Annotated in this window: 20 protein-coding genes; 12 read left to right on the top strand and 8 right to left on the bottom strand. The window is 65.0% G+C overall.

From position 1 onward, the window contains the following. Positions 1 to 23: 23 nt before the first annotated feature. Positions 24 to 1,796: a glyoxylate carboligase gene (gcl, locus tag NX778_RS04205; protein ID WP_258810416.1), complete on the bottom strand. Its 1,773-nt coding sequence runs from the start codon at positions 1,794 to 1,796 to the stop codon at positions 24 to 26. A 122-nt stretch (positions 1,797 to 1,918) separates the two neighbouring features. On the opposite strand from gcl, the gene NX778_RS04200 reads away from it, so the two are divergent. Together NX778_RS04200 and NX778_RS04195 are read left to right on the top strand one after the other, a co-directional pair. Next, positions 1,919 to 2,848 carry a LysR family transcriptional regulator gene (locus tag NX778_RS04200; RefSeq protein ID WP_258810415.1) on the top strand — a complete coding sequence of 310 codons (930 nt, stop codon included), beginning with the start codon at positions 1,919 to 1,921 and terminating at the stop codon, positions 2,846 to 2,848. Positions 2,849 to 2,945: 97 nt separating this feature from the next. Beyond that, entirely contained in the window at positions 2,946 to 3,314 is a 369-nt protein-coding gene (locus tag NX778_RS04195; protein ID WP_258810414.1) for a cupin domain-containing protein, read from the top strand. A gap of 66 nt (positions 3,315 to 3,380) precedes the next feature. On the opposite strand, the gene NX778_RS04190 is transcribed toward NX778_RS04195, so the two are convergent. Next, entirely contained in the window at positions 3,381 to 5,924 is a 2,544-nt protein-coding gene (locus tag NX778_RS04190; RefSeq protein ID WP_258810413.1) for a S9 family peptidase, read from the bottom strand. A 132-nt stretch (positions 5,925 to 6,056) separates the two neighbouring features. Continuing rightward, positions 6,057 to 6,971: a LysR family transcriptional regulator gene (locus NX778_RS04185; RefSeq protein ID WP_258810412.1), complete on the bottom strand. Its 915-nt coding sequence runs from the start codon at positions 6,969 to 6,971 to the stop codon at positions 6,057 to 6,059. A gap of 103 nt (positions 6,972 to 7,074) precedes the next feature. Here NX778_RS04185 and NX778_RS04180 point away from each other — a divergent pair, with 103 nt between their 5' ends. From NX778_RS04180 to NX778_RS04165, 4 genes are read left to right on the top strand one after another with little or no spacing between them, the layout of a single operon-like run. Further along, positions 7,075 to 8,184, top strand: a complete 1,110-nt coding sequence (locus NX778_RS04180) for a muconate/chloromuconate family cycloisomerase (protein WP_258811040.1) — start codon at positions 7,075 to 7,077, stop codon at positions 8,182 to 8,184. Between the two features lie 12 nt (positions 8,185 to 8,196). Further along, positions 8,197 to 8,487, top strand: coding sequence for a muconolactone Delta-isomerase (catC, locus tag NX778_RS04175; RefSeq protein ID WP_258810411.1), 291 nt, complete (start codon positions 8,197 to 8,199; stop codon positions 8,485 to 8,487). Between the two features lie 13 nt (positions 8,488 to 8,500). Further along, positions 8,501 to 9,292, top strand: a complete 792-nt coding sequence (gene pcaD, locus NX778_RS04170) for a 3-oxoadipate enol-lactonase (RefSeq protein ID WP_258810410.1) — start codon at positions 8,501 to 8,503, stop codon at positions 9,290 to 9,292. Positions 9,293 to 9,339: 47 nt separating this feature from the next. Next, positions 9,340 to 10,746, top strand: a complete 1,407-nt coding sequence (locus NX778_RS04165; RefSeq protein ID WP_258810409.1) for a sodium:solute symporter family protein — start codon at positions 9,340 to 9,342, stop codon at positions 10,744 to 10,746. Positions 10,747 to 10,772: 26 nt separating this feature from the next. On the opposite strand, the gene NX778_RS04160 is transcribed toward NX778_RS04165, so the two are convergent. Beyond that, positions 10,773 to 11,966 carry a DUF1501 domain-containing protein gene (locus NX778_RS04160; protein ID WP_258810408.1) on the bottom strand — a complete coding sequence of 398 codons (1,194 nt, stop codon included), beginning with the start codon at positions 11,964 to 11,966 and terminating at the stop codon, positions 10,773 to 10,775. Positions 11,967 to 11,981: 15 nt separating this feature from the next. Beyond that, positions 11,982 to 13,496 (bottom strand): DUF1800 domain-containing protein, encoded by a 1,515-nt coding sequence (locus NX778_RS04155; RefSeq protein WP_258810407.1) that lies wholly within the window; start codon positions 13,494 to 13,496, stop codon positions 11,982 to 11,984. Positions 13,497 to 13,720: 224 nt separating this feature from the next. Here NX778_RS04155 and NX778_RS04150 point away from each other — a divergent pair, with 224 nt between their 5' ends. From NX778_RS04150 to NX778_RS04125, 6 genes are read left to right on the top strand one after another with little or no spacing between them, the layout of a single operon-like run. Then, a complete protein-coding gene (locus NX778_RS04150) occupies positions 13,721 to 15,559 on the top strand; it encodes a rhamnogalacturonan lyase (protein ID WP_258810406.1) in 1,839 nt (612 codons plus the stop codon). A 9-nt stretch (positions 15,560 to 15,568) separates the two neighbouring features. Beyond that, positions 15,569 to 16,783 carry a BT3233 family polysaccharide utilization protein gene (locus NX778_RS04145; protein WP_258810405.1) on the top strand — a complete coding sequence of 405 codons (1,215 nt, stop codon included), beginning with the start codon at positions 15,569 to 15,571 and terminating at the stop codon, positions 16,781 to 16,783. Beyond that, positions 16,780 to 18,075, top strand: coding sequence for a right-handed parallel beta-helix repeat-containing protein (locus tag NX778_RS04140; protein WP_258810404.1), 1,296 nt, complete (start codon positions 16,780 to 16,782; stop codon positions 18,073 to 18,075). Before NX778_RS04145 ends, NX778_RS04140 begins: the two co-directional genes overlap by 4 nt. 22 nt (positions 18,076 to 18,097) lie before the next feature. Next, positions 18,098 to 20,422: a glycoside hydrolase family 2 TIM barrel-domain containing protein gene (locus NX778_RS04135; RefSeq protein WP_258810403.1), complete on the top strand. Its 2,325-nt coding sequence runs from the start codon at positions 18,098 to 18,100 to the stop codon at positions 20,420 to 20,422. A gap of 8 nt (positions 20,423 to 20,430) precedes the next feature. After that, a complete protein-coding gene (locus NX778_RS04130) occupies positions 20,431 to 21,711 on the top strand; it encodes a rhamnogalacturonan acetylesterase (protein ID WP_258810402.1) in 1,281 nt (426 codons plus the stop codon). Then, positions 21,708 to 22,667 (top strand): glycoside hydrolase family 43 protein, encoded by a 960-nt coding sequence (locus NX778_RS04125; protein ID WP_258810401.1) that lies wholly within the window; start codon positions 21,708 to 21,710, stop codon positions 22,665 to 22,667. Before NX778_RS04130 ends, NX778_RS04125 begins: the two co-directional genes overlap by 4 nt. A 127-nt stretch (positions 22,668 to 22,794) precedes the next feature. Here the strand turns inward: NX778_RS04125 and NX778_RS04120 are convergent, their stop codons facing one another. The 3 genes from NX778_RS04120 to NX778_RS04110 are packed head-to-tail and all read right to left on the bottom strand — an operon-like array spanning position 22,795 to position 26,130. Next, positions 22,795 to 24,030 (bottom strand): oligogalacturonate lyase family protein, encoded by a 1,236-nt coding sequence (locus NX778_RS04120; protein WP_258810400.1) that lies wholly within the window; start codon positions 24,028 to 24,030, stop codon positions 22,795 to 22,797. A 19-nt stretch (positions 24,031 to 24,049) separates the two neighbouring features. Then, the gene (locus NX778_RS04115) at positions 24,050 to 25,462 is read right to left on the bottom strand and encodes a glycoside hydrolase family 88/105 protein (protein WP_258810399.1); all 1,413 of its coding nucleotides are present in this window, start codon (positions 25,460 to 25,462) and stop codon (positions 24,050 to 24,052) included. Beyond that, positions 25,459 to 26,130: a DUF6250 domain-containing protein gene (locus NX778_RS04110; protein WP_258810398.1), complete on the bottom strand. Its 672-nt coding sequence runs from the start codon at positions 26,128 to 26,130 to the stop codon at positions 25,459 to 25,461. Before NX778_RS04110 ends, NX778_RS04115 begins: the two co-directional genes overlap by 4 nt. Between the last annotated feature and the right edge of the window lie 10 nt (positions 26,131 to 26,140).

Here is a 26,140-nt window from a genome sequence, read left to right as displayed (position 1 = left end):
GTGTCTCCTCCGTGTGTCCTGTTTCAGGCGCTGAAGATGGCGGTGGGCGCGTCGCCCGGTTGCTCGGCCAGCGCTTCGAATTCGTTGACCGCGTTGATCTCGGTGCCCATTGCGATATTGGTGACGCGTTCGAGAATGATCTCGACCACCACCGGCACCCGGTGCTCGCGCATCCACGCCCTGGCCTGGGCAAACGCGGGCTGGATCTGGTCGACCTCGCGCACCCGGATCGCCTTGCAGCCCAGGCCCTCCACCACGGCCACATGGTCGACGCCGTAGCCCGCGGTCTCCGGCGCATTGATGTTCTCGAAGCCGAGCTGCACGCAGTAATCCATGTCGAAGCCGCGTTGCGACTGGCGAATCAGTCCAAGGTAGGCGTTGTTCACCACCACATGCAGGTAAGGCAGGTTGAACTGCGCGCCCACGGCCAGCTCCTCGATCATGAACTGGAAGTCGTAGTCGCCCGAAATGGCGACCACTTCGCGCTCCGGATCGGCGGCGCACACGCCCAGTGCCGCGGGCGCGGTCCAGCCCAGCGGGCCGGCCTGGCCGCAGTTGATCCAGTGGCGCTCCTTGTACACGTGCAGGAACTGGGCGGCCGCGATCTGCGACAGGCCGATCGTGCTCACATAGCAGGTATCGGGCCCGAAGGCGCGGTTCATCTCTTCGTACACGCGCTGCGGCTTGATCGGCGCCGCCTCGAAGTGCGTCTTGCGCAGCATGGTGCGCTTGCGCTCCCGGCACTGTTCGGCCCACGCGCTGCGGTCAGGCAGCCGGCCGATCGAGTCCATGCCGCGCGCCGCTTCGATCAGCTGGTCCAGCGCGGCGCCGGCGTCCGACACGATGCCGTAGTCCGGGCCGAACACGCGGCCGATCTGGGTCGGTTCAATATCGATGTGGACGAATTTGCGGCCCGCGCGGTACACGTCGACCGAGCCGGTATGGCGGTTTGCCCAGCGGTTGCCGATGCCGATCACGAAATCGGATTCCAGCAGCGTGGCATTTCCGTAGCGGTGGGCGGTCTGCAGGCCTGCCATGCCGGCCATCAGCGGATGGTCGTCGGGAATGGCGCCCCAGCCCATCAGGGTCGGGATCACCGGCACGCCCGTCAGCTCCGCGAATTCACGCAAGCGCGCCGCCGCATCGGCGTTGATCACGCCACCGCCGCACACGATCAGCGGCCGCTCGGCGGCGTTCAGCATGGCCATCGCCTTCTCGGCCTGCGCGCGGCTTGCGGCCGGCTTGTAGACCGGGAGCGGCTCGTAGGTGGCGATATCGAATTCGATCTCCGCCACCTGCACGTCGAACGGCAGGTCGATCAGCACCGGGCCGGGGCGGCCGGAGCGCATCACGTGGAAAGCCTGCTGGAACACACGCGGCACCAGGTCCGGTTCGCGCACGGTGACGGCCCACTTGGCGACCGGCCTGGCGATCGCCTCGATGTCGACCGCCTGGAAGTCTTCCTTGTACAGGCGGGCGCGCGGGGCCTGGCCGGTAATGCATAGGATAGGTATCGAATCGGCGCCGGCCGAATACAGGCCGGTAATCATGTCGGTGCCCGCCGGGCCCGAGGTGCCGATGCAGACGCCGATGTTGCCGGCTTCCGCGCGGGTGAAGCCCTCGGCCATGTGCGAGGCGCCCTCGACGTGGCGCGCCAACACGTGGCGGAAGCCGCCGTTGCGCTTCATTGCCGAATACAGCGGGTTGATCGCCGCGCCGGGAACGCCGAACACGGTGCTGACACCTTCCTTGCGCAACACCTCGGCTGCTGCGTCGATTGCTCTCATGCGGGCCATTTCGCCTCCATTGCGATGTGTGGATCGGATCGATGAAGATCAGGATAGCCGTAACACCGCCGAGCTTGAATTGCTGATACCATCGGCTCTATCGATACTTAAAGTATGGAGTGCTCCAAGGAATGGACCGCTACACCGAGATCCGCAGCTTCGTCCTGATTGCCGAAAAAGGCAGCTTCGCTTCAGCCGCGATGGTGGAAGGCGTGACCCCGGTGGTGATGGGCCGGCGGCTCGACACCCTCGAGCGGCGTCTTGGCGTGCGATTGATGCACCGCTCGACACGCGGGCTGACGCTGACCGCGCTGGGCGAACAATTCATCGAACCGTGCCGCCAGCTGGTGCGCGACTTCGACATCACCGAGAACAGCATCAGCGCCGGCAGCAGCACGGTGCGCGGCCACCTGGTGGTCTCGGCCCCGGCGGCATTCGGACGTTCGCACGTGGCGCTGCATGCGCTCGCTTTCCGCGCCATCCACCGCGAGCTGAAGATGTCCTTCAACTTCACCGACAGCGTGGTGGACCTGGTGCGCGAAGGTTACGACATGGCGATCCGCATCGGCGAAGTGCTCGACCCGAACTATGTCGCCGTGCCGCTCTTCCCCAACCGGCGCGTGGTGTGCGGCACGCCGGACTACTTCGAGCGCAATGGCGTGCCGCGGACACCGGAGGATCTCGCCCAGCACAACTGCCTCGCATTCAACCTGCAGGGCGGCCAGCAGCGCGGCTGGACCTTTCAACGCGATGGCAAGCTGTTCGCGGTGCGTGTCGACGGCGACCTGTCGTGCAACGACGGCGAGCTGCTGTTCGACTGGGTGAAACAGGGAGTGGGAATCGGCTGGCGCTCAACCTGGGAAATCCAGGCCGAGCTCAAACGCGGCACGCTGGTGACGGTGCTCGACGAGTTCGCGGTGGTGAATTATCCGATCCAGGCAGTGTACCCGCAGCAACGCTACTTGCCAGCGAAGATCAGGCATTTCATCGACTACCTCAAAGACGTCTACAACGCACCGGGATATTGGGAGAAGCCGCCGGCAGTACGCGCATCGACTTAAGGCAAACCTCGACGTACTGGCGCTTTCGAAGTGCCGACCTATACTTAATGTCGGCCGGTTTCAGTGCCCCGATTAATTTGATTCGGAGGGTCATGCGATGAGTGCGACGTTAGAGAAAAAATCTTTGGAGAAGCCGGATGAAGTCCGTCCCTTCAAGGACGGAAAAGGCAAACTGTCCGTCTTCACACTGGGCAACCAAACAATGGGGCGTGGCGAGTTCGAACCTGGTTGGCGCTGGAGCCAGCATGTGAAACCGATAGCCGGAACGGATTCTTGCCAGGCAACCCATACAGGCATGATTCTTGAGGGCCGGATGGTCGTCAAGATGAATGATGGGTCCGAGATGGAATATGGCCCCGGCGATGTTTTTTACATGCCGCCCGGACATGATGCCTGGGTGGTCGGCGACCAGCGCTGTGTGCTGTTCGATGTCACAGGCGTCGCCAAATACGCCAAACCCCACTAGCAAAATAAAACCCCTCACTCCCATTCAAACGGGGGTGAGGGGTTAAAGGCAAGTGCCCAAAGTCACTTAGTGGCTGGCAGCGCTCGTACCGGCCGGCGCATTCTTCACGTACTTGTCGAACCAGCGCAGCATTTCGTACACCAGCTGCTCGTTCGATTCACGCGCGGCGTACCAGTGCGGTTCGTGCGGCAGCATCACAAGACGTGTCACGCCGCCGTTGCCGCGCAGGGCCTCGTACAACTTGACCGATTGCAGCGGCGTGGTGCCCGGGTTGGCGTCGTCGGTGCCGTGCACGATCAGCAGCGGCGTCTTCAGCTTGTCGGCGTAGAAGAAGGTCGATGCCTTGGTGTACACGTCCGGCGCTTCCCACACGGAGCGGCGCTCGTTCTGGAAACCGAACGGCGTCAACGACTTGTTGTACGAGCCGCTGGTCGCCGCGCCGGCGCGGAACAGGTTGGAGTGCGCCAGCAGGTTTGCGGTCATCAGCGCACCGTGGCTGTGGCCCGTCACGCCGACGCGGTCCGGATCGGTCACGCCCAGGCGCACCGCTTCGTCGACGGCGGCCTTGGCGTTGGCGACCAGCTGTTCGGTATAGGTGTCATACGCCTTGCGCGGGTCTCCCACGATCGGGAAGGCGGCGCTGTCGATGATCGCGTAGCCCGACAGCAGCAGCAGGCGATACTGGCGCAGGCGGGTGAACGTCGCTTGCGAGCCGGTGGTCTGGCCGGCCTTGGACGCGTCCGCATAATCGAGCGGATAGGCGTTCAGGATGGTCGGCAGGCGCGTGCCTTCCTTGTAGCCCGGCGGCGTGTACAGCGTGAACGACAGTTCGATGCCGTCAGCGCGCTTGTACTTCACCAGGCGCTTCTTGATCTGGCGGACTTGCGGCACCGGATCGGCCAGGTGGGTCAGCGCCACGCTCGACGAAGCATAGGAAGGTTCGCCGGCCGCGGCTTGCGTGCTCGCACCCAGCGTACGCACGAAGGCATTCGGCGTTTCCTCGGCAGATTGATACCAGGTCAGCAGTCGGCGCTCGTCGTTGCCGGCAAAGCCGAGGAACTGTTCATACGAGGTTTTGCTGCTGCGGAACAGGCGCTCCGTCTGCTGCGTCTTCAGGTTGAACTTGTCGAGGAACGGACGGTCACCATCAGGCGAGGAACCCGCGCCGGACAGGAACATCGTGTCGCCATCCAGGCGGATCACGTTGAAGCCATTGGCCAGCTTGCGGCGGATCGGCATCCCCGGATTGCCGTACTTTTCATCGCTCGACATGTCCCAGATCAGGCGGCGCGAATTCTTGGCGTCGTCCACGTTGATTTGCCAGGTGCGGTGCCATTTGCGATTGACGTCGTAGTCGCTCAGCAGTGCCACGCCCGGCTGCTCGCTCCAGGCCAGGCCGGCATAGCGCTGCTCGGTGCGGGTGATTTCCACCGGAGCGCCGCTGAAGGGCGCTTTCAGCATCATCAGCTTGTCGCGCTCGGCCGCCTTGACGTTGGGGTTGCCGCCGTCCAGGGCTTCCGCCCAGACCAGGGTGGCGGCATCGGTCGGACGCCAGGTGAAGTTGCGCGGGCCGGTCGGCACGCCACGGTTCGGCACGCGGTCGGCCAGCGGCAGCGAAGCGATTTCGCGCACCACGGGGTTGGCGCCCTTGGCCGTGCGCTGCGACAGGTCCCAGATCTCGACCTGTTTCGGGAAACGGTCGAAGGTGGTGACGTAGGAGTACGGCGGGCGGATCTCGGTCACCAGCACGTGGTGGCCGTTCGGCGCCACGCCCAGGTCTTCGTACAGGCCGGGCTTGCCGACCGGGGTGACCTTGCCGGTGGCGGAATCGACTAGCGCCAGTTGCGAAGTGCCGTAGAAATTGAACAGCGCCTCGTCGTGGCGGTTGCGCAGGGTGTCGCGGTTTTCGTAGGTGCTGCTCTGGCCGGATCCGCCCAGCGATTCCTGGATGCCGGGCCCATCCGAGCCCGGCACTTCGGCCGGCGGCGCCTTCTGCGTGGACACCAGCTTGACCAGCAGGGTTTTCTGGTCGGGCATCCACTGCACCTGGTCGCCGAACATCTGGTTCAGGCGCACGCCCGGCAGGCGGTGCACGGCGCCGGTCCTGGCGTCGCCAACCCACAGCTCGACCGCTTCGGTGGTGGTGTTTTCGAACACGAAGCGCTGACCATCGGCGCTCCACACGGGCGGACGCGGGCAGGCGCCGGCCGGCAGCTTGACGGCGGTCTGCTTGCCGTCTGCCACCTGGACCAGGTCAATCGCGCTCACACACGGTGGGATGCCATAGCCGCCCGGGGTGTCGTGCTGGCTGCGGTTGCCCGGCTCGATACGCACGCCGGCCAGGCGCAGGAATGGCGTGGCCACCTTGGCGATCGAGGGATAGTCCTGGATCGTGACCAGCATCAGCTTGTCGCGGGTCGGGCTGAGGAAAGGCGACGGCGGCGGCGGCGCGCGCATCACGTCGAGGATTTCCTTCGGCGGCTGGTTGTAGGCGCTGGATACGGCAGCGGCGCTGGCCGTGGCGGCCGATGACGCCGCAATCGCAGCGGGCGCAATGGCGACTGCGAAAGCGGCGCTGGCGACGCCGCGCAACAGATGTTTTCCCTGCATGGTCAATTCTCCGGTTTTTTATGGATTTCATCGATGCACGGCGGGATCGCCGTCCGTACACGTGAACCGGAACATTGCCACGAAAATGTGCTTACGGCAACATTAAAGAACGATTAAAGCGAATTAGCCACATCACAGGGTTTCCCTCTCATACGGGATTCCGAGATCGTCGTAAATCGTGTAGACCGTGGCCAGCAGGTTCTCCAGCTCGGGCGAACGGTCCATGTGACGCACGCTGAACAGGATGGGCGAGAAGGCGTGCTTGTCCTCCAGGTCGCGATACACGACATTGCGGTGATGCATGCCCTGTACGCTCTGCGGCACGATCGAGATGCCCTGCCCGGCCGCCACCAGGCCGATCGCGATCTGCAGTTCGCGCACTTCGGTCACCTGGTCGGGCGCCAGGTTCGCCTCGCTGAACACGGCCAGCACCTGGTCGGCGAAACTGGGCCGTGGCGCCTTCGGGTAGACCAGCAGCCGTTCGTGCACCAGTTCGGTCAGGCGCACGCTGCCCTCGCGCTCCGCCAGCCGGTGTCCGGGAGACATCGCCACCATCATTCTTTCCTCGCGCAGCAGGATGCGCCGGATGCTCGGATCCTCGCTCTTCAGCCGCCCGAAGCCGACGTCGATGCGGCCTTCCTTCAGCGCCTTGAGCTGTTCCACCGTCGTCATCTCGTGCAGGGTCACCTCCACCTGCGGGTAGCGCTCGCGGTAGCGGCGCACGATTTCGGGCAGCTGTCCATACAGCGTCGAGGCGACGAAGCCAATCGACAAGGTCCGTTCGAGCTTGCCGACGCGCTGGGTCATGGCCCGCAGCTCGCGTACCTGGTCCAGCAAGGGCTTGGCATGGGCCAGCAAGAACTGGCCGGCCTCGGTCAGCCGCAGCGGGCGCGAGCCCTTCTCGATCAGCGCGACACCAAGGTCTTCCTCCAGCTGCTGGATCTGGCGGCTCAGCGGGGGCTGGGCGATGTGCAGGCGCGCGGCGGCGCGGGTGAAATTCTTCTCTTCCGCGACCGCGACAAAGTAGCGTAGGTGCCGCAATTCCATGTCCATACCTATCGGGTATTGAAGTGATACCAAAACGGTGTTGGACGCCTGCCCGCGAGGGGCATATCGTCACATCACCCTGAAGGAATTATACGCAATGAATATGATTGAAAAGATCGAAACCTTTCTGGTGGACGTGCCGACCATCCGTCCGCACAAGCTGTCCGTCGCCACCATGAACACGCAGACGCTGGTGCTGGTGCGCGTCCTCTGTGCCGACGGCATCGTGGGCTGGGGCGAAGCCACCACCATCGGCGGCCTGAACTACGGTGAGGAAAGCCCGGAAAGCATCAAGACCAATATCGACACCTATATCGCGCCACTGCTGTCCGGCATGGACGCCAGCCAGCCCGCGAAGGCGATGGCCAAGGTGCGCAAGGCCATCCAGGGCAACCGCTTCGCCAAGTGCGCGCTCGAAACCGCGCTGCTCGATGCGCAAGCGCGCCGCCTGCAGGTGCCGCTGTCCGAACTGCTGGGCGGGCGCGTACGCGACGCGCTGCCGGTGGCGTGGACCCTCGCCAGCGGCGACACCTCGAAAGACATCGCGGAAGCCGAGAACATGCTGGACCTGCGCCGCCATCGCATCTTCAAGCTGAAGATCGGCCTGCGCCCGGTGGATGACGACGTTGCCCACGTGTTGGCCATCAAGCGCGCCCTTGGCGAGCGCGCCAGCGTGCGCGTCGACGTCAACCAGGCGTGGAGCGAGATGGATGCGGTGCGCGGCATCGCCAGGCTGGAAGCGGGCGGCATCGACCTCGTCGAACAACCGGTCAAGGCCGACAACCGCGCCGCGCTGGCCCGCCTGAAGCAGCGCTTCGACGTCGCCATCATGGCCGACGAAGCCCTGCACGGACCGAACGATGCGATGGCATTGGCGCGGATCGATGGCGCCGACGTCTATGCCGTCAAGATCACCCAGTCCGGCGGCCTGCTGCCGGCGCTGGAGGTGGCGACGGTCGCACGCCTGGCCGGCATCGGCCTGTACGGGGGCACCATGCTCGAAGGCGGCATCGGCACCGCGGCCACCGCCCAGGTCTGCTCGACCTTCCCCGAACTGGCCTGGGATACGGAGCTGTTCGGCCCCCTGCTCCTGACCCAGGAAGTGCTGCGCGAGCCGCTGGTCTACCGCGACTTCATGCTGCAGGTTCCGACCGGCCCGGGGCTCGGAGTCGAGATCGACGACGACAAGCTGCACGCGATGCAGCGCCATTAACGAGGAGACCCCATGCTGTTCCATGTACGAATGAACGTGAACCTGCCCACTTCGATGCCCGCCGACGAAGCGGCGCAGCTCAAGCAGACCGAGAAGGAGTTCTCGCAGCGCCTGCAGCGCGAAGGCAAGTGGCGCCACCTGTGGCGCATCGCCGGGCAGTACGCCAACGTCAGCCTGTTCGATGTCGACAGCGTCGACGAGCTACATGCGCTGCTGACCGCGCTGCCGTTGTTCCCCTACATGCAGGTCGAGGTGATGGCGCTGTGCCGCCATCCGTCGTCGATCCATGAAGACGACCGCTGAATCGGGAGCGCACATGCCTTTCGCAGAAATCGGCGATCACGCCACCAGGATCCGCCTTCACTACCGCACCGATGGCTCGCGCTCGCGCCCTTGCGTGGTGCTGTCGAATTCCCTCGGCACCGACCTTGGCATGTGGCATGCCCAGGTCGACCGGCTTGCCGCCGACTTTTTCGTCGTGCGCTACGATACCCGTGGCCACGGCCAGTCCGACAGCGCGCGGGGGCCTGCCAGCATCGAAGACCTCGGCCGCGATGTCATAGCGCTGCTCGATTTTCTCGACATCAGGAAGGCCTCGTTCTGCGGCATCTCGATGGGCGGACTGACCGGCCAGTGGCTTGGAGCGCACGCCGCCTATCGCATCGACCGGCTGGTGCTGGCCGATACGGCCGCCAAAATCGGCGCCGCCGCCGGCTGGAACGCACGGGCAGCTCAAGTGCGCGCCAGCGGCATGGACGCCGTCGCCGACAACGCACCGGCGCGCTGGTTCACGCCCGGCTTCATCGATCGCGAACCGGGCAAGGTCGCGCGGATGGTGGCGACGCTGCGTGCGCAGGACGCCGAAGGATACGCCAGCTGCTGCGATGCCCTCGCCCACGCGGACCTGCGCGAATCCGCCGGACAGATCACGGCGCCCACCTTGCTCGTGGCGGGCGAATTCGACCCCGTCACCACCGTGGCTGACGCCGAATGGCTGCGTGAGCGCATCCCCGGCGCACGGATGTCGCTTGTCCCGGCATCGCATATATCAAACGTCGAGGCCGAGGCGGCATTCACCCGCGCCGTGCTCGACTTCCTGCTCGCCTAGCACCTGTTTTTCAACCAAAAAATACAAGAACATATTCGGAGTAAAGAATGGATTCGAGACTCTTCATCATCGCCGCAATCACAATCGGCTATTTCGCCCTCATGTCCTACATCACCTACCGGGTGCGCAGGCACGCCAACAGCAGCGAGGGCATGACGGCCGGGGGCCGCAACTATCCGGCCTACCTGATCGGGGCCTTGCTGCTGTCGGAGTTCATCGGCAGCTCGGTCAGCATCGGCACCGCGCAGATGGGCTTCAAGCTTGGCATCTCCGCAGCCTGGAACCTGGTGGCGCTGTCGATCGGCTTCCTCCTGCTTGCGCTGGTGCTGGTCAAGAAGTTCAAGGAAAGCGGCCAGTCCACGATCTCCGGCATCCTCGCACAAGCGTATGGAGAGCCGATCCGCTACGCCGCATCGATACTGACGATCGTCGCGCTGTCGATTGTCGCGGTGGCGCTGTACGCTGGCGGCGGCGCAGTGCTTGCCGCCGTCCTGCACATCAACAAGACAGTGGCCATCCTGCTGGTGGGCGGTATCACCGTCGTCTACGTGAGCCTCGGCGGCATGCGCTCGGTGGTGTACACCAACTTCGCGCACTCGGTCATGAAGTACATCGGCATGATCCTCGCGCTGGCCTACGCGCTGCAGGCAACCGGCGGCGTCCACGTGCTGCAGGCGCAGCTGCCCACCACCATGTTCAACTGGGTCGAAGTCGGATGGGGCCAGATCTTCGCGTGGATGATCGGCGGGATCGGCTCGATCTTCGCGACCCAGTACGTGATCCAGGCGCTGGTCAGCACCGACAACCCGGCCGTCGCCAAGCGGGCCTGCTTCTACGTGTCCTCGCTGATGATTCCGTTCGGGCTGATGGCAGCGCTGGTCGGCATGTGCAGCGCCGTGCTCTACCCAGGCGTGAAGTCGATCGACGCGTTTCCGGTGCTGATCGCGCACATGCCCGCTTTCTCGGCCAGCATCATGGTGGTCGGCCTGGCCGGCGCGCTATTAGGCGGCATCGCAGCGACCACGCTGGCCTCGGCGACGCTGGCCATGAAGGACTTCTACGACCCGATGTTCAACAAGGAGAAGAACGACCGCAAATCCGTGCGCTTCATCCGCATCGCGATCGCGGTGGCCGGGCTGCTGCCGCTGGTGCTCGCGCTGTCCGCCGACAAGCTGCTGATGATCGCTTTCCTCGGCAAGGCGTTGCGGGCCACGCTGGCCGTGCTGATCCTGATGGCCTTCTACGCACCGAAGTTCGGCACGCCGCGCGGGGCATTCGTCGGCGTGATCCTGTCGGTGATCGCCACGATCGGCTGGTTCCTGGCGGGGAATCCATATGGGGTCGACAGCTCCTACCTGGCGCTGGCCGCGCCCTTGCTCACGATGGGCATTAGCCACCTGTTCAAGTCACCGGCGGCGGAATTGGCCGAGGTCAGGTCGACAATCGCAAATTAAACCCCAGAGATAGCGTCGTTCGAGTATCAAACGAGGCCGAGGGACTTGGGCGCGACGCCGGGAAATACCTCGGCGAGCCGTTCTCCGGTCAAGCCGTACATCTGGCCGAACAAGCCGGCCAGCACAGCGCGGTACTCGTTCAGCACCGGATAGTCCCGGTTCTGGAAAAGAGTCCTGGCATTCAACGCGACCTGGTCCCCGGCGATCTTGCCCCCGCTGACGCCACCGCCCAGCACCCAGAACACCGAGCCGTGGCCGTGGTCCGTGCCACGGTTGCCGTTCTCGCGGAAGGTGCGCCCGAACTCGCTGACTACGACCACCACGGTCTTGCCCCAGTCCGCCCCCATTTCACGGGCGAAGGTGGCCAGTCCCCTGCCCAGTTCATCGAAGCGGCCGGCGAGATAGCCGGTGGCGGCGCCCTGCGCGACGTGGGTGTCCCAGCCGCCCACGTCGATGAAGCCGAGCTGGTATTTATCCTTCATCAGCGACGCAACGCGGTGCGCTTCGAGCTCGAAACCCTTGGTGTTGATCGCGTTACGGCTTGCCGCTTCCATCTCCGCCGCCATTTCGCGCGCCACCTCGCCCTTGGTCGCGAAGCCCTCGTTCACCTGTCCCGAAAGCTCCTGGTTGGCGTACATGCTGGCGATGATCCGGTTCTGGCGGTCGTCCAGCGCGGGCTTGCCGATATTGCGCAGCGCGACGTTCGGCACGTTCATGCTGCCCTGGAAGATGAGCGGTAATTGATCGGTAAACGAAATCGGCGCCGGGACCTGCGAACCGTTGAGCGCTGCGGCCAGGCGGTTCATGAATCCCGAGCGGTAGTTCCGGCGTCCCGCGCCCTGCCCCATTTCGATGGTGTCCTGCGTTTCGAAGTGGCTGCGCGTCAGGTCCTCGGTGCCGGCGAACGGGATGAACACGGCCTGCTGCGACTGATACAGCGGATAGATGCTGCCCTTGAGGGCCGGATGCAGCGCCCAATCCGAAGTCAACGCAAGGCTCGCGCCGGTGTCAGCCGACGGCTTGGGAATCGCGATATTCGGCCGCGACTGGTAGTAGAAGTCGCTGCTGGTCGGCACCAGCAAACTGGCAGCATCGTAACCGCCGCGCAGGAACACCACTAGCAGCTTGGCCGGCGCGTCAGGCGCAGCCAGCACCCGGCTCGAACAAGCGGCGGCCAGCGGCGCTGCGCCCAGCCATTTCAACAATTCGCGTCTTTGCATGGCGGCTCCCGGATATTAGCGGTACATGAATTCAGGCGAGGATAGCAGGAAGGCGTTCCATTCCTGCGGCGAGACCGCCTGCTCGAGCGCCTGCCGCGTCGCCGGGGCCAGCGCTTTCTGCCAGGCGTCGTAATACAGTACGTTCGCCAGTTGCGGGAAGCCCGGCAGGTCCTTCGCCTGTGGCACGTCGGGCTTGAACAAGCCGGCCCCGCCGCCGCCGATCGACTTGGCGATCTCGAAGCGGGTCGCCATCTGGCCCGAACTCTGCCAGGCAGACGAAACGAGCGGATAGCCATCCGGCGTCTGGCGGCCGTACAGCGGCTCGCCCATGCGGTAAAGCCAGCCCGCCATCGGGTTGGCGTTCAGGATCGGCTTGTCGTCGTAGGCCATGCGCACTGCAGAGACCACGTAGTGCACCGGATCCTTGAAGGCGCGGCCCAGCGACTGCCGGAACTCTGGCGCGGCGAACAGCGACGCCAGCGTGGCGGAAATGTCGCCGTCGGATCGCAAGAAGGTATCGGCCATGTCCTGAACCAGCTGCGGAGACGGCTCACTGCCGGTGAAATAGATGGCCAGCTTGCGGCTGACGTAGCGCGCGGTGGCCGGATGGCGGCACAGCCGGTCCAGCGCTTCGTCGACCTCGGCCAGGCCGCGGCCTTTCACGGCCTCCCCGAGCAGGACCTTGTTGCCGTAGTCGTGGCGATTGGGATTGAACTCGAACAGGCCATTGCGCACGTACTGCGCCTGCAGCTCGCGCTTCACCGTGGGCGACTTGGCGCCGAGGTTGACGCCAAGGCCGGTGAGGATGCGCGCCAGCTCCTGCACGTCCTTCTGCGAATAGCCGCCGTTGACGCCAAGCGTATGCAGCTCCATCAGCTCGCGCGCGTAGTTTTCGTTGATATGGCCGGCGGCGTTCTGCTCGTTGTCCAGGTAGCGCAGCATCGCCGGGTGGAAGACGGTGGCGCGCAGCAGGTCATGGAATTTGCCCAGCACATGCGGCCGGATCGCGTTTTCTTCGTAGTCGCCCACCATCGCGCGCAGGTTGCTTTTTCCCGAGTGGACGCTGAAATGGTTCATCCAGAACCAGGTCAGCTGCTCCTGCAACTGGTTGTGCGAGTAGACGTCGCGCAGCAGCGAACGCGCGGTCGCTTCCCTGGTCAGGCGATTGAACTCGTCCTGGTAGGCCTGGTTCGCCGCTTTCTTTTCGTCGTCGTTGGTGATCGCGTCGACCTGCTTGCGCCGCTGTTCGAGGTCCATCACCAGCTGGTCCAACGGACGCTGCATGATGGTCATGCCCTTGATCTGCGCGTCGACCGTAGGCGGGAGCCTGTCGTCCGTGGGATGCAGCTGCTGCTCGAGGTAGCGCGACAGGCCGGTGGCCTGCGCTTCACGGTAGCTGGAGGAGCTGGCGCCCCAGGTGATGCGGTTCAGGACGGGCAGCAGCGACGCATCCGGCATGGCGGCATCCGGCGCGCCGGACGTGGCGCAGCCGGCCAGCATCGCAAGGGCACAGAAAGGGAGATATCTCATCGGCTTTGACTGACCTCGTTATTGGTAAATACACCGTCACGCTGTACACCTCCGCGTAACTCCCGAAACGCGGCGCATTCCATTTTCGTTGACCGAGCGAAAAGCTTTGCTCAATCAGCTGATTATCTGGCGCCCCGCGCCCCTCCTTTGTTGACACGTGAAAGCCCAAGAATTGATACTCGAATGGGTATTCTCTTGCATAAGTCCAACATTAAGTCGCCACCATGCGCCGATTCGCAGCCGCCCTTCCTCTTTTGCTCGCATGCGCCGCCGCCTTCGCGGCCAACGGCAGGCAGGTCGAGAAGCTGGACCGGGGCGTGGTCGCCATCCATACCGAAGACGGCAATTTCGTGAGCTGGCGCGCGCTGGGCACCGATCCGGCGGGCCTCGTGTTCAACGTCTACCGCGACGGCCAGAAGATCACGCCGACGCCGACCGCACTTACCAATTTTGTTGATGCGCACGCGGCGGCCGCCACCGTCTATAGCGTGCGCCCGGTGCTGCAAGGCGCCGAGCAGCCCGCTGCAAGCGCCGATGCGACCTGGCAGCAGCCCTACAAGACCATCCCGATCCAGAAGCCCGCCGATGGCGTCTCGCCCGACGGCCAGCGCTACAGCTATGAAGTCAGCGACGGCTCGGCGGCGGACCTGGATGGCGACGGCACATATGAGCTGCTGATCAAGTGGCAGCCGACCAATGCGCACGACAACGCGCACCGCGGCTACACCGGCGACACCTACATCGACACCTACAAGCTGGATGGCACGCGCATGTGGCGCATCGACCTTGGCCGCAATATCCGCGCCGGCGCCCACTACACCACCTTCCTCGCCTACGACTTCGATGGCGACGGCAAGGCCGAGGTGATGATGAAGACCGCCGACGGCACGGTCGATGGCATCGGCAAGGTGATCGGGGATGCCAGAGCCGACTACCGCAACGCCAGCGGCTACATCCTCGACGGCCCCGAATTCCTCACTGTGTTCAACGGCCAGACCGGCGCCGCCATGGCCACCACCAGCTACCTGCCCGCGCGCGGCAGCGTGGCCGCATGGGGCGACGATTACGGGAACCGCGTCGACCGCTTCCTCGGCGGCGTGGCCTACCTCGACGGCCACCGCCCCAGCGCCATCTTCTCGCGCGGCTACTACACCCGCGCCGTGATCGCGGCCTGGGACTGGCGCGACGGGAAGCTCTCCAGCCGCTGGGTGTTCGACACCAAGGACGGCGGCCCGGGCGCGGCGGTGGAAGACCAAGGGTCGCACTGGCTGTCGGTGGCCGACGTCGATGGCGACGGCAAGGACGACATCATCTACGGCGCAGCCACCATCAACAGCGACGGCAAGATGTTGTACAGCACGGGGCTGTGCCACGGCGACGCCCTCCACGTCGGCAAGCTCGATCCGAACCGCACCGGCCTGCAGATCTTCATGGTCCACGAGCAGCCCGGCTGCTACCGAGGCAAGGGCATCGAGATGCACGACGCCGCCACCGGCAAGGTGCTGTGGAGCCTCGACGGCGAAGGCGAGGACGTCGGCCGCGGCACCTGCATGGACATCGATCCGGCTTATCCGGGCGAGGAATGCTGGGCCGCCAAGGGCGGCTTGATGAGCGCGGCCGGCGTACAGATCTCGCCGCGCCATCCGCGCGCGATCAATTTCGGCGTGTGGTGGGACGGCGACCTGCTGCGCGAATCGCTGGACCGCGCCATGATCGAAAAATGGAGCCCGTCCGAGCAGCGCCTGCAGACGGTGCTGGACGCACGCCGCTACAACGCCGCGTCGATCAATGGCACCAAGGCGCCGCCGGTGCTGTCGGCCGACCTGTTCGGCGACTGGCGCGAGGAAGTGGTCTGGCGCAGCGCCGACAACACCGCGCTGCTGGTGTTCTCGACCACCATCCCGACCAGCCACCGCATCCCTACCTTGATGCACAATACCCAGTACCGCGCGCAGGTCGCGGGACAGAATGCCGGCTACAACCAGCCGCCACACCCCAGCTTCTACCTCGGCGAAGGCATGTCGCCGGTGGTGCAGGAACCCATTTACGTGCCTACGGAGTAAGAGAAAAACATGAGACTGCGCACCCTTTCCCTGGCCATCGCGGCCGCCCTCGCCGCCAATGCCGGCGCCGCCGAACGCATCACCGTCACCGTCACCCAGGACCTGTCGATCGCCCGTCCTTCTGAAACGATTTCGGTCCCGTGGGCGAAGGTGAACGAGGCGCTGCCGCATGCGCGCGCGCAGCAGCTGGTCGTCAAGGACGCAGCCGGCCACGTGCTGCCCTACCAGGTCACCAACGTCGACGCGACCGCGAAGGACCCGAAATTCATCGGCGCGGCCTACGGCGAGCTGCTGTTCCAGCACGATTTCCCGGCCGGCGAGAAGAGCGCGACCTTCACCATCGAGAAGGCGCAGGCCACCGTGCCGCCGTTCCCGACCAAGGTCTTCGCGCGCTTCGTCCCGGAGCGCCTGGACGACTTCGCCTGGGAGAACGACAAGGTCGCCCACCGCACCTATGGCCCGGCGCTGATGGCGCCCGCGCCGGCCGGCTCGAACAAGGAAGTGCTCAGGACCAGTGGCCTGGACATCTGGTTCAAGCGCGTGCCCTACCCGATCGTCGACCGCTGGTACAACATCGGCCACGACCACTACCACCATGACGAAGGCGAAGGCATCGACATGTACAACGTCGGCACCACGCTGGGCGCCGGCGGTACCGGCGTGTGGGACGGCAGCAAGCTGTACACAGGCGCGAACTTCAAGTCGTGGAAGGTGCTGGCCAATGGTCCGGTGCGCGCGATCTTCGAACTGAGCTACGACAGCTGGGACGCCGCCGGCACCAAGGTCTCCGAGGTGAAGCGTTTCACCGTCGACGCCGGCCATTACTTCGACCGCATCGACAGCACCTTCACCTTCGAGGGCGCCCCGGTCACCGTCGCTGTTGGCCTGAACAAGAAACCGGCCGACAAGGGCGAGGACGAAACCATCAGCTTCGACCGCCGCAGCGGCGAGCATGCGCTGCTGCAGTGGGTGGCGCAGAAGCGCGACGGCGATTTCGGCGTGGCCGTCATCGTTCCGTCTTCCGCCAAGGCGCAGTACGCGGACGACAAGCACAACGAGATGATGCTGGCCAAGGCGACTGCGGGCCAGCCGCTGAGCTACTACGTCGGCGCCGCATGGACCCGCGTCGGCGACATCAGCTCGCGCGAACAGTGGCAGCGCTATGTCGACGACGAGTCGGCTCGCGTGGCTTCGCCGCTGAAGATTTCGCTGTCGTCCAAATGAGGGCGCGCGGCTGGCTGATCGCCCTGCTGGCCGCGTGCGCGGGCAACGCCCACGCGGCCACCTGGTACGTGGCGCCAACCGGCGATGACGGCGCCAAGGGGAGCATCGAAGCGCCGTTCCGTTCGATCGCGCATGCGCAGGAGATGGCCCGGCCGGGCGACACCGTCTACCTGCGTGGCGGCCTGTACGCCTACACCGCCGCCACGCACGCCTGCGCGACGCGGCGCGACACCGTCAATGGCATTGAACTCGACAAGGGCGGCGCCGAGGGCGCGCCGATCCGCTACTGGGCCTATCCGGGCGAAACGCCGGTGCTCGACTTCTCGGGCATGAAGGATGACTGCCGCGTGAAGGGCATCAGCGTAACAGCCGACTGGCTGCACCTGAAGGGCATCGAGGTCACCGGCGCACCGCAGCAGCCGCCGAACCATCTGAACCACGAGTCGTGGGGCATCTGGGTCCACGGCAGCCACAACATCTTCGAACAGCTCAATCTGCACCACAATATGGGGCCGGGCCTGTTCATCAAGGATGGCGGCTACAACCTGGTGCTCAACACCGACTCGCACCACAACTACGATCCCTACACCTCCAACGGCGCGGGCCAGAGCGCAGATGGTTTCGGCGCGCACATCAGCGCCGGCCACCCCGGCAATGTGTTCCGCGGCTGCCGCGCCTGGGCCAATTCGGACGACGGCTTCGACCTGATCCGCGCCTTTTCGCCGGTCACCATCGAATACTCGTGGGCGTGGCAGCAGGGCTACCTGCCCGGCACCCACACCTCGCTCCCGGCGGGGAACGGCAATGGCATCAAAGCCGGCGGCTACGGTGGCGTGTACGCGCCCGGTGGCGTCACGCACATCGTGCGCTTCTCGGTTGCGTTCGACAACAAGGTCAACGGCTTCTACGCCAACCACCATACCGTGCCGATTGACTTCTACAACAACACCGCATTCGGCAACGGCACCGACTTCAATATGCTGGGCATCGCTCCGGACGGATCACCCATCAACATCGGGAAGCTGCGCAACAACATCTCGTATTCGGGACGCCTGAAAGTCGACAACACGGACAGCGCCTACAACTCCTGGGACCTGCCTCTGAAGGTCAGCACCGACGATTTCGAAAGCGTGTCGCTTGAAGGCTGGGATGCGCCGCGCCAGCCGGACGGCAGCCTGCCTGTGCTGCCCAACTTCCACCTGAAGAGCAGCAGCCCGCTGGCCGCCGCCGGCGTCGACGTCGGATTGCCCTTCCGCGGCAAGGCGCCCGACCTTGGCGCCTTCCAGCGCTGAACGAAACCACCATAGGATACCAATGCTTCGCTACGCCACCATCGCCCTTGCGGTCCTGACGGCCTGCAGCCCCGCGTTCGCCGCCACCGGCCGCGTCACCACTTCTTTCGACGCCGGCTGGCGCTTCCTGAAAGCCGATGCCAAGGGCGCCGAGCAGCCGGGATTCAAGGACGCGTCGTGGCGCGCCTTGTCGGTGCCGCACGACTGGAGCATCGAAGGCCCCTACGACCAGGCCAACCCGACCGGCCGCGGCGGCGGCTACCTGCCGGCCGGCGTAGGCTGGTACCGCAAGCAGTTCACGCTGCCGCAGGACGAGGCCGGGCGCCGCGTGCGCGTGGAATTCGACGGGGTGATGGCCAACAGCGAGGTCTGGGTCAACGGGCACCTGCTGGGCAAGCGCCCCTACGGCTACGCCAGCTTCACCTACGACCTCACGCCTTACCTCAAATTCGGCAAAGGCCAGCTCAACGTCATCGCGGTCCGCGCCGACAATAGCGTGCAACCCGCATCGCGCTACTACACTGGCGCCGGCATCTACCGCCACGTGCGCCTGGTGAGCACCGCGCCGGTCCACTTCGGCGAAGAAGGCGTGTACGTGACGACCCCGCAGGCCGGCGCCGCCAATGCCAGCGTGCGCATCGCGGCGGACATCAGGAACGACTCGCGCGCGGCAGGCGACTACTCGGTGGTCACCACGGTGTACGACCCCGAGGGCAAGGCCGTCAGCACCATCGAATCGCAACAGCACGTCGAGCCGGGCAAGTCCGCGACCGCGACCCAAACCGGTGATGTCGCGTCGCCCGCGCGTTGGTCGATCGACCAGCCGAAGCTGTACAAGGCCGTCACCGTCATCAGGAACGGCGACACGGTGCTCGACGAGCAGGTCAACAACTTCGGCATCCGCGAAGCGAAGTTCGAGGCCGACACCGGCTTCTGGCTCAACGGCGTGAACCTGAAGATCAAGGGCGCCTGCATCCACCACGACGCCGGCGCACTGGGCGCCGCCGTGCCGCTGGCGATCTGGGAATACCGTTTCCAGCGCCTGAAGGAGGCCGGCGTCAACGCGCTGCGCACCTCGCACAATCCGGTCGCGCCGGAAGTGCTCGACCTGGCCGACCGCATGGGCTTCCTGGTCATGGACGAGACATTCGACACCTGGACCGCGGCCAAGCAGCACGGCGAACAGGGCTACAACCGCTTCTGGTCGGACTGGTGGGCCACCGACACCCGCTCGATGGTGATCCGCGACCGCAACCACCCGAGCATCATCCTGTACAGCGTCGGCAACGAGATCCACGATGACCTGGACAGCCCGGAAGGCTTCAAGAAGTACAAGCAGCAGCAGGACCTGATCCACCAGCTCGACCCAGGCCGTCCGGTGACGATGGCGCTGTTCCGCCCCGCGAATTCGAAGGTCTACCTGAACGGCTTCGCCGACATGATGGACATCGTCGGCCAGAACTACCGCGAGGACGAACTGGTCGCCGCACACAAGGCGCACCCGCAGTGGAAGGTGATCGGCACCGAGAACGCGCACCTGCTGCCGGCCTGGCTGGCGATGCGCGACAACCCATTCATGGCGGGCCAGTTCATCTGGATTGGCTTCGACTACCTCGGCGAGGCAGACTGGCCGGCCATCAGCTTCGACAAGGGCCTGTTCGACCGCATCGGCAACTGGCATCCGCGCGGCATGCAGCGCCAGAGCTGGTGGTCCGAAAAACCGATGGTCCACGTTCTCCGCCACGCGGACAATGGCGGCGCCGGCGCGCTGGTGGCCGACTGGACGCCGAATGACATCGACGGCTACGACGATGCACGCCTTGAGGTGTATAGCAACGCCGACGAGGTCGAGCTGTTCCTCAATGGCCAGTCGCTGGGAACGAAAGCCAAGCCGGCCGACGACAGCCCACGCCAATGGAAAACCACCTTTGCGCGCGGCGTGCTGCGCGCGGTCGCGCGCAATCACGGCCAGGTGGTCGCCACGGAGGAACTCAGGACCGCCGGCGCGCCCGCGAAGATCGAGCTGTCCTCGACCAAACCGGCGCTGGCGCCGACCTTCGACGACGCCGCCTATGTGACGGCGCGCGTGGTGGATGCCGACGGCGTCACGGTGCCGCAGGCGATCACGCCGATCACCTTCACGGTCGGAGGCAAAGGCGTGCTCGCCGCCGTCGACAACGGCAGCTTCACCAGCCACGAGCCCTACCTGACCAATCGCTGCGTGGCCGCCAATGGCCTGTGCGCGGCCGTAGTGAAGGCTGCCGCGGCCGGAGGCAAGATCACCATCCAGGCATCCGGCACCGGCCTGGCTGCGGGCAGCCTGACTCTCGACACCATCGCAAAATGAGGATGCCGATGCACCCTGTACGACAAACCCTCGCCGCCGCCGTGCTGGCGGCCTTCGCGCTGTCCGCGCACGCCGCCGACAGCTACCGCCTCGCCTTCGACAAGGCGCACGCGCCCGCCGGCTACACGGTGGTGCAGCCTGCCGAGACCTATAGTGCGGAACGCGGCTACGGATTCGAACCCGGCGAAAAGCCCGGCGGCCCGTTCTACTTTTCCGTCGCCCTCCCCGAGGGCAACTACAACGTCACCGTGACACTGGGCGACGACAAGGAGCCGGCGCTTACCACGGTCAAGGCCGAGCTGCGCCGCCTGATGCTGGAGAATGTCGCAACCGCGGCAGGGCAATCGGTGACGCGCACCTTCACCGTCAACCTGCGCACTCCGCAGATTGGGGCAGTGGACCACATCGCCGCCGGCGAAGTGAAACTGAAGACGCCGCGTGAAACCGTCAAGGAAGCCTGGGCCTGGGACCAGCGGCTGACGCTGGAATTCAACGGCCAGCACCCGGCCGTGCGTTCGATCGAAGTCGTTCCGGTCAAGACGCCGACCTTGTTCCTGCTGGGCGATTCGACCGTGTGCGACCAGCCTGGCGAGCCATACAACAGCTGGGGCCAGATGCTGCCGCGCTTCCTCAAGCCCGGCATCGCGGTGGCCAACCACGGCGAGTCCGGCGAGACCTACCGCGACTCGATCGGCCGTCGCCGGCTCGACAAGATCCTGAGCGTGATGAAGCCGGGCGACACCCTGCTGATGCAATTCGGGCACAACGACCAGAAGCAGATCAAGGCCGGCAAAGGCGGCCCCTTCACCACCTACAAGGCCGAGATCAAGACCCACGTCGACGCTGTGCGCGCGCACGGCGGCCTGCCGGTGATCGTGTCGCCGATGGAGCGCCGTGGCTTCGACGCACAGGGCAAGGTGATCCCCTCGCTGGCCGAATACGCGGAGGCGGCGCGCCAGTCGGCGCAGGAGCTGGGCGTGCCTTTCATCGACCTGAACGCGAAGAGCAAGGTGCTGTACGAGGCGCTTGGCCCCGAGGGCTCGAAAGCGGCTTTCGCGGAGCCGACGCCGGGTCATCTCGACAACACCCACCACGACAACTACGGCAGCTACGAGCTGGCCAAGCTGGTGGTCACCGGCATGCAGGAGGCGAAGCTGCCCGCAGCCGCCTTTGTGGTCGATGGCTTCGCGTTCGACCCGGCGCGTCCGGATCCGGTGGCGTCCTTCCACGTCCCGCCGAGCCCGACGCCCAAGGCCGACCGTCCGCTGGGCGACGAGGACCATAAATGAAGCGGCGCGCCGCGCTGGCGCTCGCGGCGGCGCTGCTTGCAGGCTGCGCCAGCATCCAGCCGGCGCCGGCCGGCGACGCCTACCTGTTCGCCTACTTCGTCAAGAACGGAGAGGACGGTCTGCACCTCGCGGGCAGCCGTGACGGCTACCACTGGACCAAACTGGGAGCCGGCACCAGCTACCTCAAGCCGCAGGCCGGCAGCGCTCACCTGATGCGCGACCCGTGCATCCTGCGCGGACCGGACGGCACCTTCCACCTGGTCTGGACCACCGGCTGGACCGAGAACACGATCGGCTACGCATCCTCGAAAGACCTGGTGCACTGGTCGGCGCAGAAGACGCTGCCGGTGATGGCGGGTGAACCGGGGACGTTGAACGCTTGGGCGCCGGAGATCGTGTACGACGAACGGCGCGGCGAATACCTGATCTTCTGGTCGTCCACGATCCCGGGCCGCTTCCCGGATACCGACAAGTCGGGAGATGGCAAGTACAACCACCGCATCTACGCCACGACCACAAAGGACTTCGAGCACTTCACGCCGACCGCCCTGTTCTATGACCCGGGTTTCTCGGTGATCGATGCGACCTTCATGCGCACCACCGGTGGCGACTACCTGCTGGTGAAGGACGAGACGCGCACGCCGGCGCACAAATACCTGCAACTGGCGCGCGCCGATGACCTGCACGGGCCGTTCGGGAAACTGAGTGCACCGATCACCCCGCCGGGGCTGTGGACCGAAGGGCCGACGGCGCTGCAGGTGGGTGGGGATGTCATCGTCTACTACGACGCGTACACGGCCAAGCACTACGGCGCGCTGCGCTCGCGCGACCTGGCGCACTGGGAGGATGTGACGGCGAAGATGAGCTTTCCGGATGAAGGCACGCCGCTGCGGATGCGGCATGGGACGGCGATTGCGGTGCCGACGGCACTGCTTGACTCTTTAACCGCAAAATAGAATCCGTCGCCCCGGCGCAGGCCGGGATTCATGCTGAGATGGCGTCGCCTGCGGCGCCGATTTCCGTGCGACTGCGCAAGCGTTCCATGGGTCCCGGCCTGCGCCGGGACGGCGGTTTCGCGGTTAGCTATTTGGTCTTGGCTTTCGCGATTTCGACCGCGTAGGTCTCGTGGCGTCCTTCGAAGGTGCCGCCAAAGACAACCCACTTCCCATCCGGCGTAAAGTGCACATTCGGCTCCAGGTCGCGATACCCGTGCGCCTTCATGTTCACCAGCTTCTCAGACCGGAACCGGTTCCCTTCCGGGTAGAACGCATAGATGAACATCCCGTTCGGCGCCTTCGCCACCTGGGTCGGATCGCCGCCGTCGCCCGCGAACATCTTCTCTCCCGGCGCGACCGCGTAGTGGATCGACCACTCGTCACGGGCCAGCTCGTAGCTTGCGATCTCATGCCCGTCCTTCACATCGGCGCCAGCGAAATAGAACTTCTCGCCGCGCGGGCGCTGCAGGTCGAACCAGATCGACTTACCGTCCGGCGAAAAGCCTTCGTGCCCGGCGATCTCCATATCCATGGTCCGCTTGTGCATCAGCGTCGTGCTCTGGTCCTTGATGTTGTATCGCCATATGCGGTCCACCTTATGCCACGGGCCTTCGTGGCAGAACATCAGGACATCCGGATCGGTCGGCGAGAACTGGATGTGGCCGAGCCAGTTGTTCTCCTCGTGGACCACCTTGAATTCACCGGTCGCGATATTGATGGTGAAGATCGAGTTGAGCAGGTGCGCGTCGTAGATGCGGTTGAAGTAGTCGCTCTTCTTCGGGTACTTGCGGTTGATTTCCATCTGTTCCGGCGCCGCATAGCTGCCCGCAAACATGGTGCCGTCCGCGTTGATGGTCGCGAGGCCGCCACGTTTACCTGCCGGGAATGTGTACAGCTTGCGCGTTGCGTGCGTATCGACGCTGGTCGCGTAGATCGTATCGCCGGCCTGCCACAGCACCTCGCGGGTCTTCCGCGCGATCATCGGCAGCACGCGTTTCTGGCCCGGCTCATTGGTCACCTGCTCGACCTTGTGCGTCCTGAGGTTGAGCGTAAAAATCTGCGCATCGCCGCCGGCGCGGTCCTGGAACACCATCTTGTCTCCCTCATCGTGCAACTGCTGGATGAAGGGATTATTGTGGAAGTACCAGTTGCTGATCGGGTGGCCGTCCACGCCCGACAGTCGCATCACGCGGTGCCCGGTGTCCTTGTCGATCCACTCGGCGGGCATGGGCTTGCGCGAGCCGGTTTCGAGCACCTCCTGCGCGAACGCGGCATGCACGCACACCGATGCCAGCACCAGCGCGGCGATTGTCTTGAGTTTCATCCTGTCTCCGTTGTTTATATTATTGACCCTGGTACATCAGGGCGCTGTCGTTCAGGCCGAACCTGAATTTCTTGTTCATCTCGATGATCTCGGCGCCGGCCAGCAGCGTCGGGCCGTAGCCGTGCGCGGCCAGCACGCTGGTCGGGCGGTAGGAATAGAAGGCCGGGTCAAATGCCATGCCCGTGCCGACGCAGATGCCTTCGATCTGGCCTTTGTCCGTCACCTTGCTCGCCACCGCGTCCCATGCCAGGTTGGCCATCGGGCCATACATCTTCGCATCGACGTAGCCGCGGTTGACGGCGCGCGCGATCGCGTAGGTGTAAATCGCAGTGGCGGAAGTCTCCTGGTAGGTATCGGGGCGGTCGATCAGCTGGTGCCAGAAGCCTTCCTTGGTCTGGTAGGACGCCAGTCCCTTGATGTGTGCACGCAGCTGTTCCAACACGGCTTTGTAATCCTTGTGGTCCTTCGGCAGCACTTCCAGCACCTCGACCATCGACATCACCGCCCAGCCATTGGCGCGCGCCCAGTGGAATTCGGGGTGGTCGCGCAATCCTTCGACGTAGCCGTGCATGTAGATGCCGAGCTTCGGATTGAACATGCGCTTCGAGAACTGCAGCACCTGGCGCGCCGCGTCGTCGTAGTAGCGATGGTCGCCGGTCGTCTTGCCCAGGTAGGCCATGGTCGGCACGCCCATGAACATATCGTCCAGCCAGAGCGTGTTTTGCAGAGGACGCATCTTGAAGCCACCCTTGCCGTCCGGACCGCCGCGCGCCAGGGTGCCGTCCTTGAGGCGGTACTCCTTCTTCGTGACGAAGTCGCCGCAGATCGAAATCATCTGCGTGTAGTCGACCGGGGAACCGGCCAGCTTCGCCCTAAGGAAGCTGTGGCACAGGGCGCCGGCATCGTCCAGCGCGTGCGGATTCAGGAAGCTCTTGATCGGCGCGGCAGAATGCTGCGGGTCCGCGTGCACCGTCGGATAGTAGGTCTTGGTCAGCTGGGCCAGCATCTGGTGGCGCTTGACGGCGTAGTCCGTATAGCGGCGATCGCCAGTGGCGGCGCCGGCGGCCAGCATGCCGCTGTAGGTTACGCCCCACTCGTAGCTGGTCAGGCGAAAGTCGCCTGGCTTGAGCACCGCTTCCGGATCGGGCCGCGACAGGTCCGCGACCGGCGCGCCGGTGGTCTTGTTGATGACCTCCGCCGGCGTCACGCGGTCGAGGTAGCCGAACACGCGGTCCAGCACTGCCTTCACTTCGGCCGCATCCATTGCCTTGTACGGCGTCGGATAGGTGACCGTGAGCGCGTGCAGCATCGCGTCGCCGGCGGCCGGGCCTTTTTCTTGCGCGGCCGGCGCCTGCTGGGCCGATGCCTGCAGGGCCAGGGGAAGCAAGGCGCCGAGCAGCGCGCTGCGCAGGGTCGTGGGATTCATGTTCATTTGAGCTGGTAGATCCTCAGGTTGTCGATGGTCTGGCGCGACCACGTGGTGCGAAAGCCGAAATATCCGCTGGTGAGCGGCTTCGGATCGCGGTACGAAAAGTATTCCTGGCCGTCGACCAGCATGCGCGTGCAACCGTTGTACACAGCGATCTCGACCTGGTAGTCGCGGTTCGGCTTGAGCAGGTGCGCGGCATCCAGGTATTCACCGATGACCACGCGCTGGCCGTCGCCGTAGCGGCGAAATCGCGTGGTCTTGTTGGTGTTCCCGCCGAAGCCGACGTAGTACATGTCGATGTCGTCGTAGTCCTCGAACTTGCCGCTGCGCGTGAACAGGTTGGCGTTGCGCGGATCGCGCGCCATCCAGAAGTGGTTGAAGTCGGACAGGCGGTCGTGCTTGCCCCCGCCCACTTCCACTCGGCGCGTGTAAGTGATCAAGAGGTTGCCGGACAGCGGCTTGTCGAGCCACACCGTGGCGCCGGAATCGACGTCCATCACCAGCCGGCCGTCGCGGTCCTCGATCACGTTGCCGGGCGTTTTCGCGTATTCCAGCACATAGCCCTTGAGCGGCCCGCTGAAATCGTCTTCCCATACGAGCTGGCCGCGCTGGCCCCAGTCGGTGCAGGCAGCTTGCGCGACGGCGGCCGCGGCCATCATTTCGAGCAGCATTCCCTTCCTC

This window comes from Massilia terrae (assembly GCF_024753145.1).
Classification (GTDB): Bacteria; Pseudomonadota; Gammaproteobacteria; order Burkholderiales; family Burkholderiaceae_D; genus Telluria; species Telluria terrae.
Note: the sequence above shows the minus strand (reverse complement) of the source record. Positions and strands in the feature narration are given on the sequence as shown.

Bases quoted from the DNA above. Each gene is read 5' to 3' on its own strand.
- gcl (WP_258810416.1), bottom strand. From the start codon at position 1,796: ATGGCCCGCATGAGAGCAATCGACGCAGCAGCCGAGGTGTTGCGCAAG.
- NX778_RS04200 (WP_258810415.1), top strand. From the start codon at position 1,919: ATGGACCGCTACACCGAGATCCGCAGCTTCGTCCTGATTGCCGAAAAA.
- NX778_RS04195 (WP_258810414.1), top strand. From the start codon at position 2,946: ATGAGTGCGACGTTAGAGAAAAAATCTTTGGAGAAGCCGGATGAAGTC.
- NX778_RS04190 (WP_258810413.1), bottom strand. From the start codon at position 5,924: ATGCAGGGAAAACATCTGTTGCGCGGCGTCGCCAGCGCCGCTTTCGCA.
- NX778_RS04185 (WP_258810412.1), bottom strand. From the start codon at position 6,971: ATGGAATTGCGGCACCTACGCTACTTTGTCGCGGTCGCGGAAGAGAAG.
- NX778_RS04180 (WP_258811040.1), top strand. From the start codon at position 7,075: ATGATTGAAAAGATCGAAACCTTTCTGGTGGACGTGCCGACCATCCGT.
- catC (WP_258810411.1), top strand. From the start codon at position 8,197: ATGCTGTTCCATGTACGAATGAACGTGAACCTGCCCACTTCGATGCCC.
- pcaD (WP_258810410.1), top strand. From the start codon at position 8,501: ATGCCTTTCGCAGAAATCGGCGATCACGCCACCAGGATCCGCCTTCAC.
- NX778_RS04165 (WP_258810409.1), top strand. From the start codon at position 9,340: ATGGATTCGAGACTCTTCATCATCGCCGCAATCACAATCGGCTATTTC.
- NX778_RS04160 (WP_258810408.1), bottom strand. From the start codon at position 11,966: ATGCAAAGACGCGAATTGTTGAAATGGCTGGGCGCAGCGCCGCTGGCC.
- NX778_RS04155 (WP_258810407.1), bottom strand. From the start codon at position 13,496: ATGAGATATCTCCCTTTCTGTGCCCTTGCGATGCTGGCCGGCTGCGCC.
- NX778_RS04150 (WP_258810406.1), top strand. From the start codon at position 13,721: ATGCGCCGATTCGCAGCCGCCCTTCCTCTTTTGCTCGCATGCGCCGCC.
- NX778_RS04145 (WP_258810405.1), top strand. From the start codon at position 15,569: ATGAGACTGCGCACCCTTTCCCTGGCCATCGCGGCCGCCCTCGCCGCC.
- NX778_RS04140 (WP_258810404.1), top strand. From the start codon at position 16,780: ATGAGGGCGCGCGGCTGGCTGATCGCCCTGCTGGCCGCGTGCGCGGGC.
- NX778_RS04135 (WP_258810403.1), top strand. From the start codon at position 18,098: ATGCTTCGCTACGCCACCATCGCCCTTGCGGTCCTGACGGCCTGCAGC.
- NX778_RS04130 (WP_258810402.1), top strand. From the start codon at position 20,431: ATGCACCCTGTACGACAAACCCTCGCCGCCGCCGTGCTGGCGGCCTTC.
- NX778_RS04125 (WP_258810401.1), top strand. From the start codon at position 21,708: ATGAAGCGGCGCGCCGCGCTGGCGCTCGCGGCGGCGCTGCTTGCAGGC.
- NX778_RS04120 (WP_258810400.1), bottom strand. From the start codon at position 24,030: ATGAAACTCAAGACAATCGCCGCGCTGGTGCTGGCATCGGTGTGCGTG.
- NX778_RS04115 (WP_258810399.1), bottom strand. From the start codon at position 25,462: ATGAACATGAATCCCACGACCCTGCGCAGCGCGCTGCTCGGCGCCTTG.
- NX778_RS04110 (WP_258810398.1), bottom strand. From the start codon at position 26,130: ATGCTGCTCGAAATGATGGCCGCGGCCGCCGTCGCGCAAGCTGCCTGC.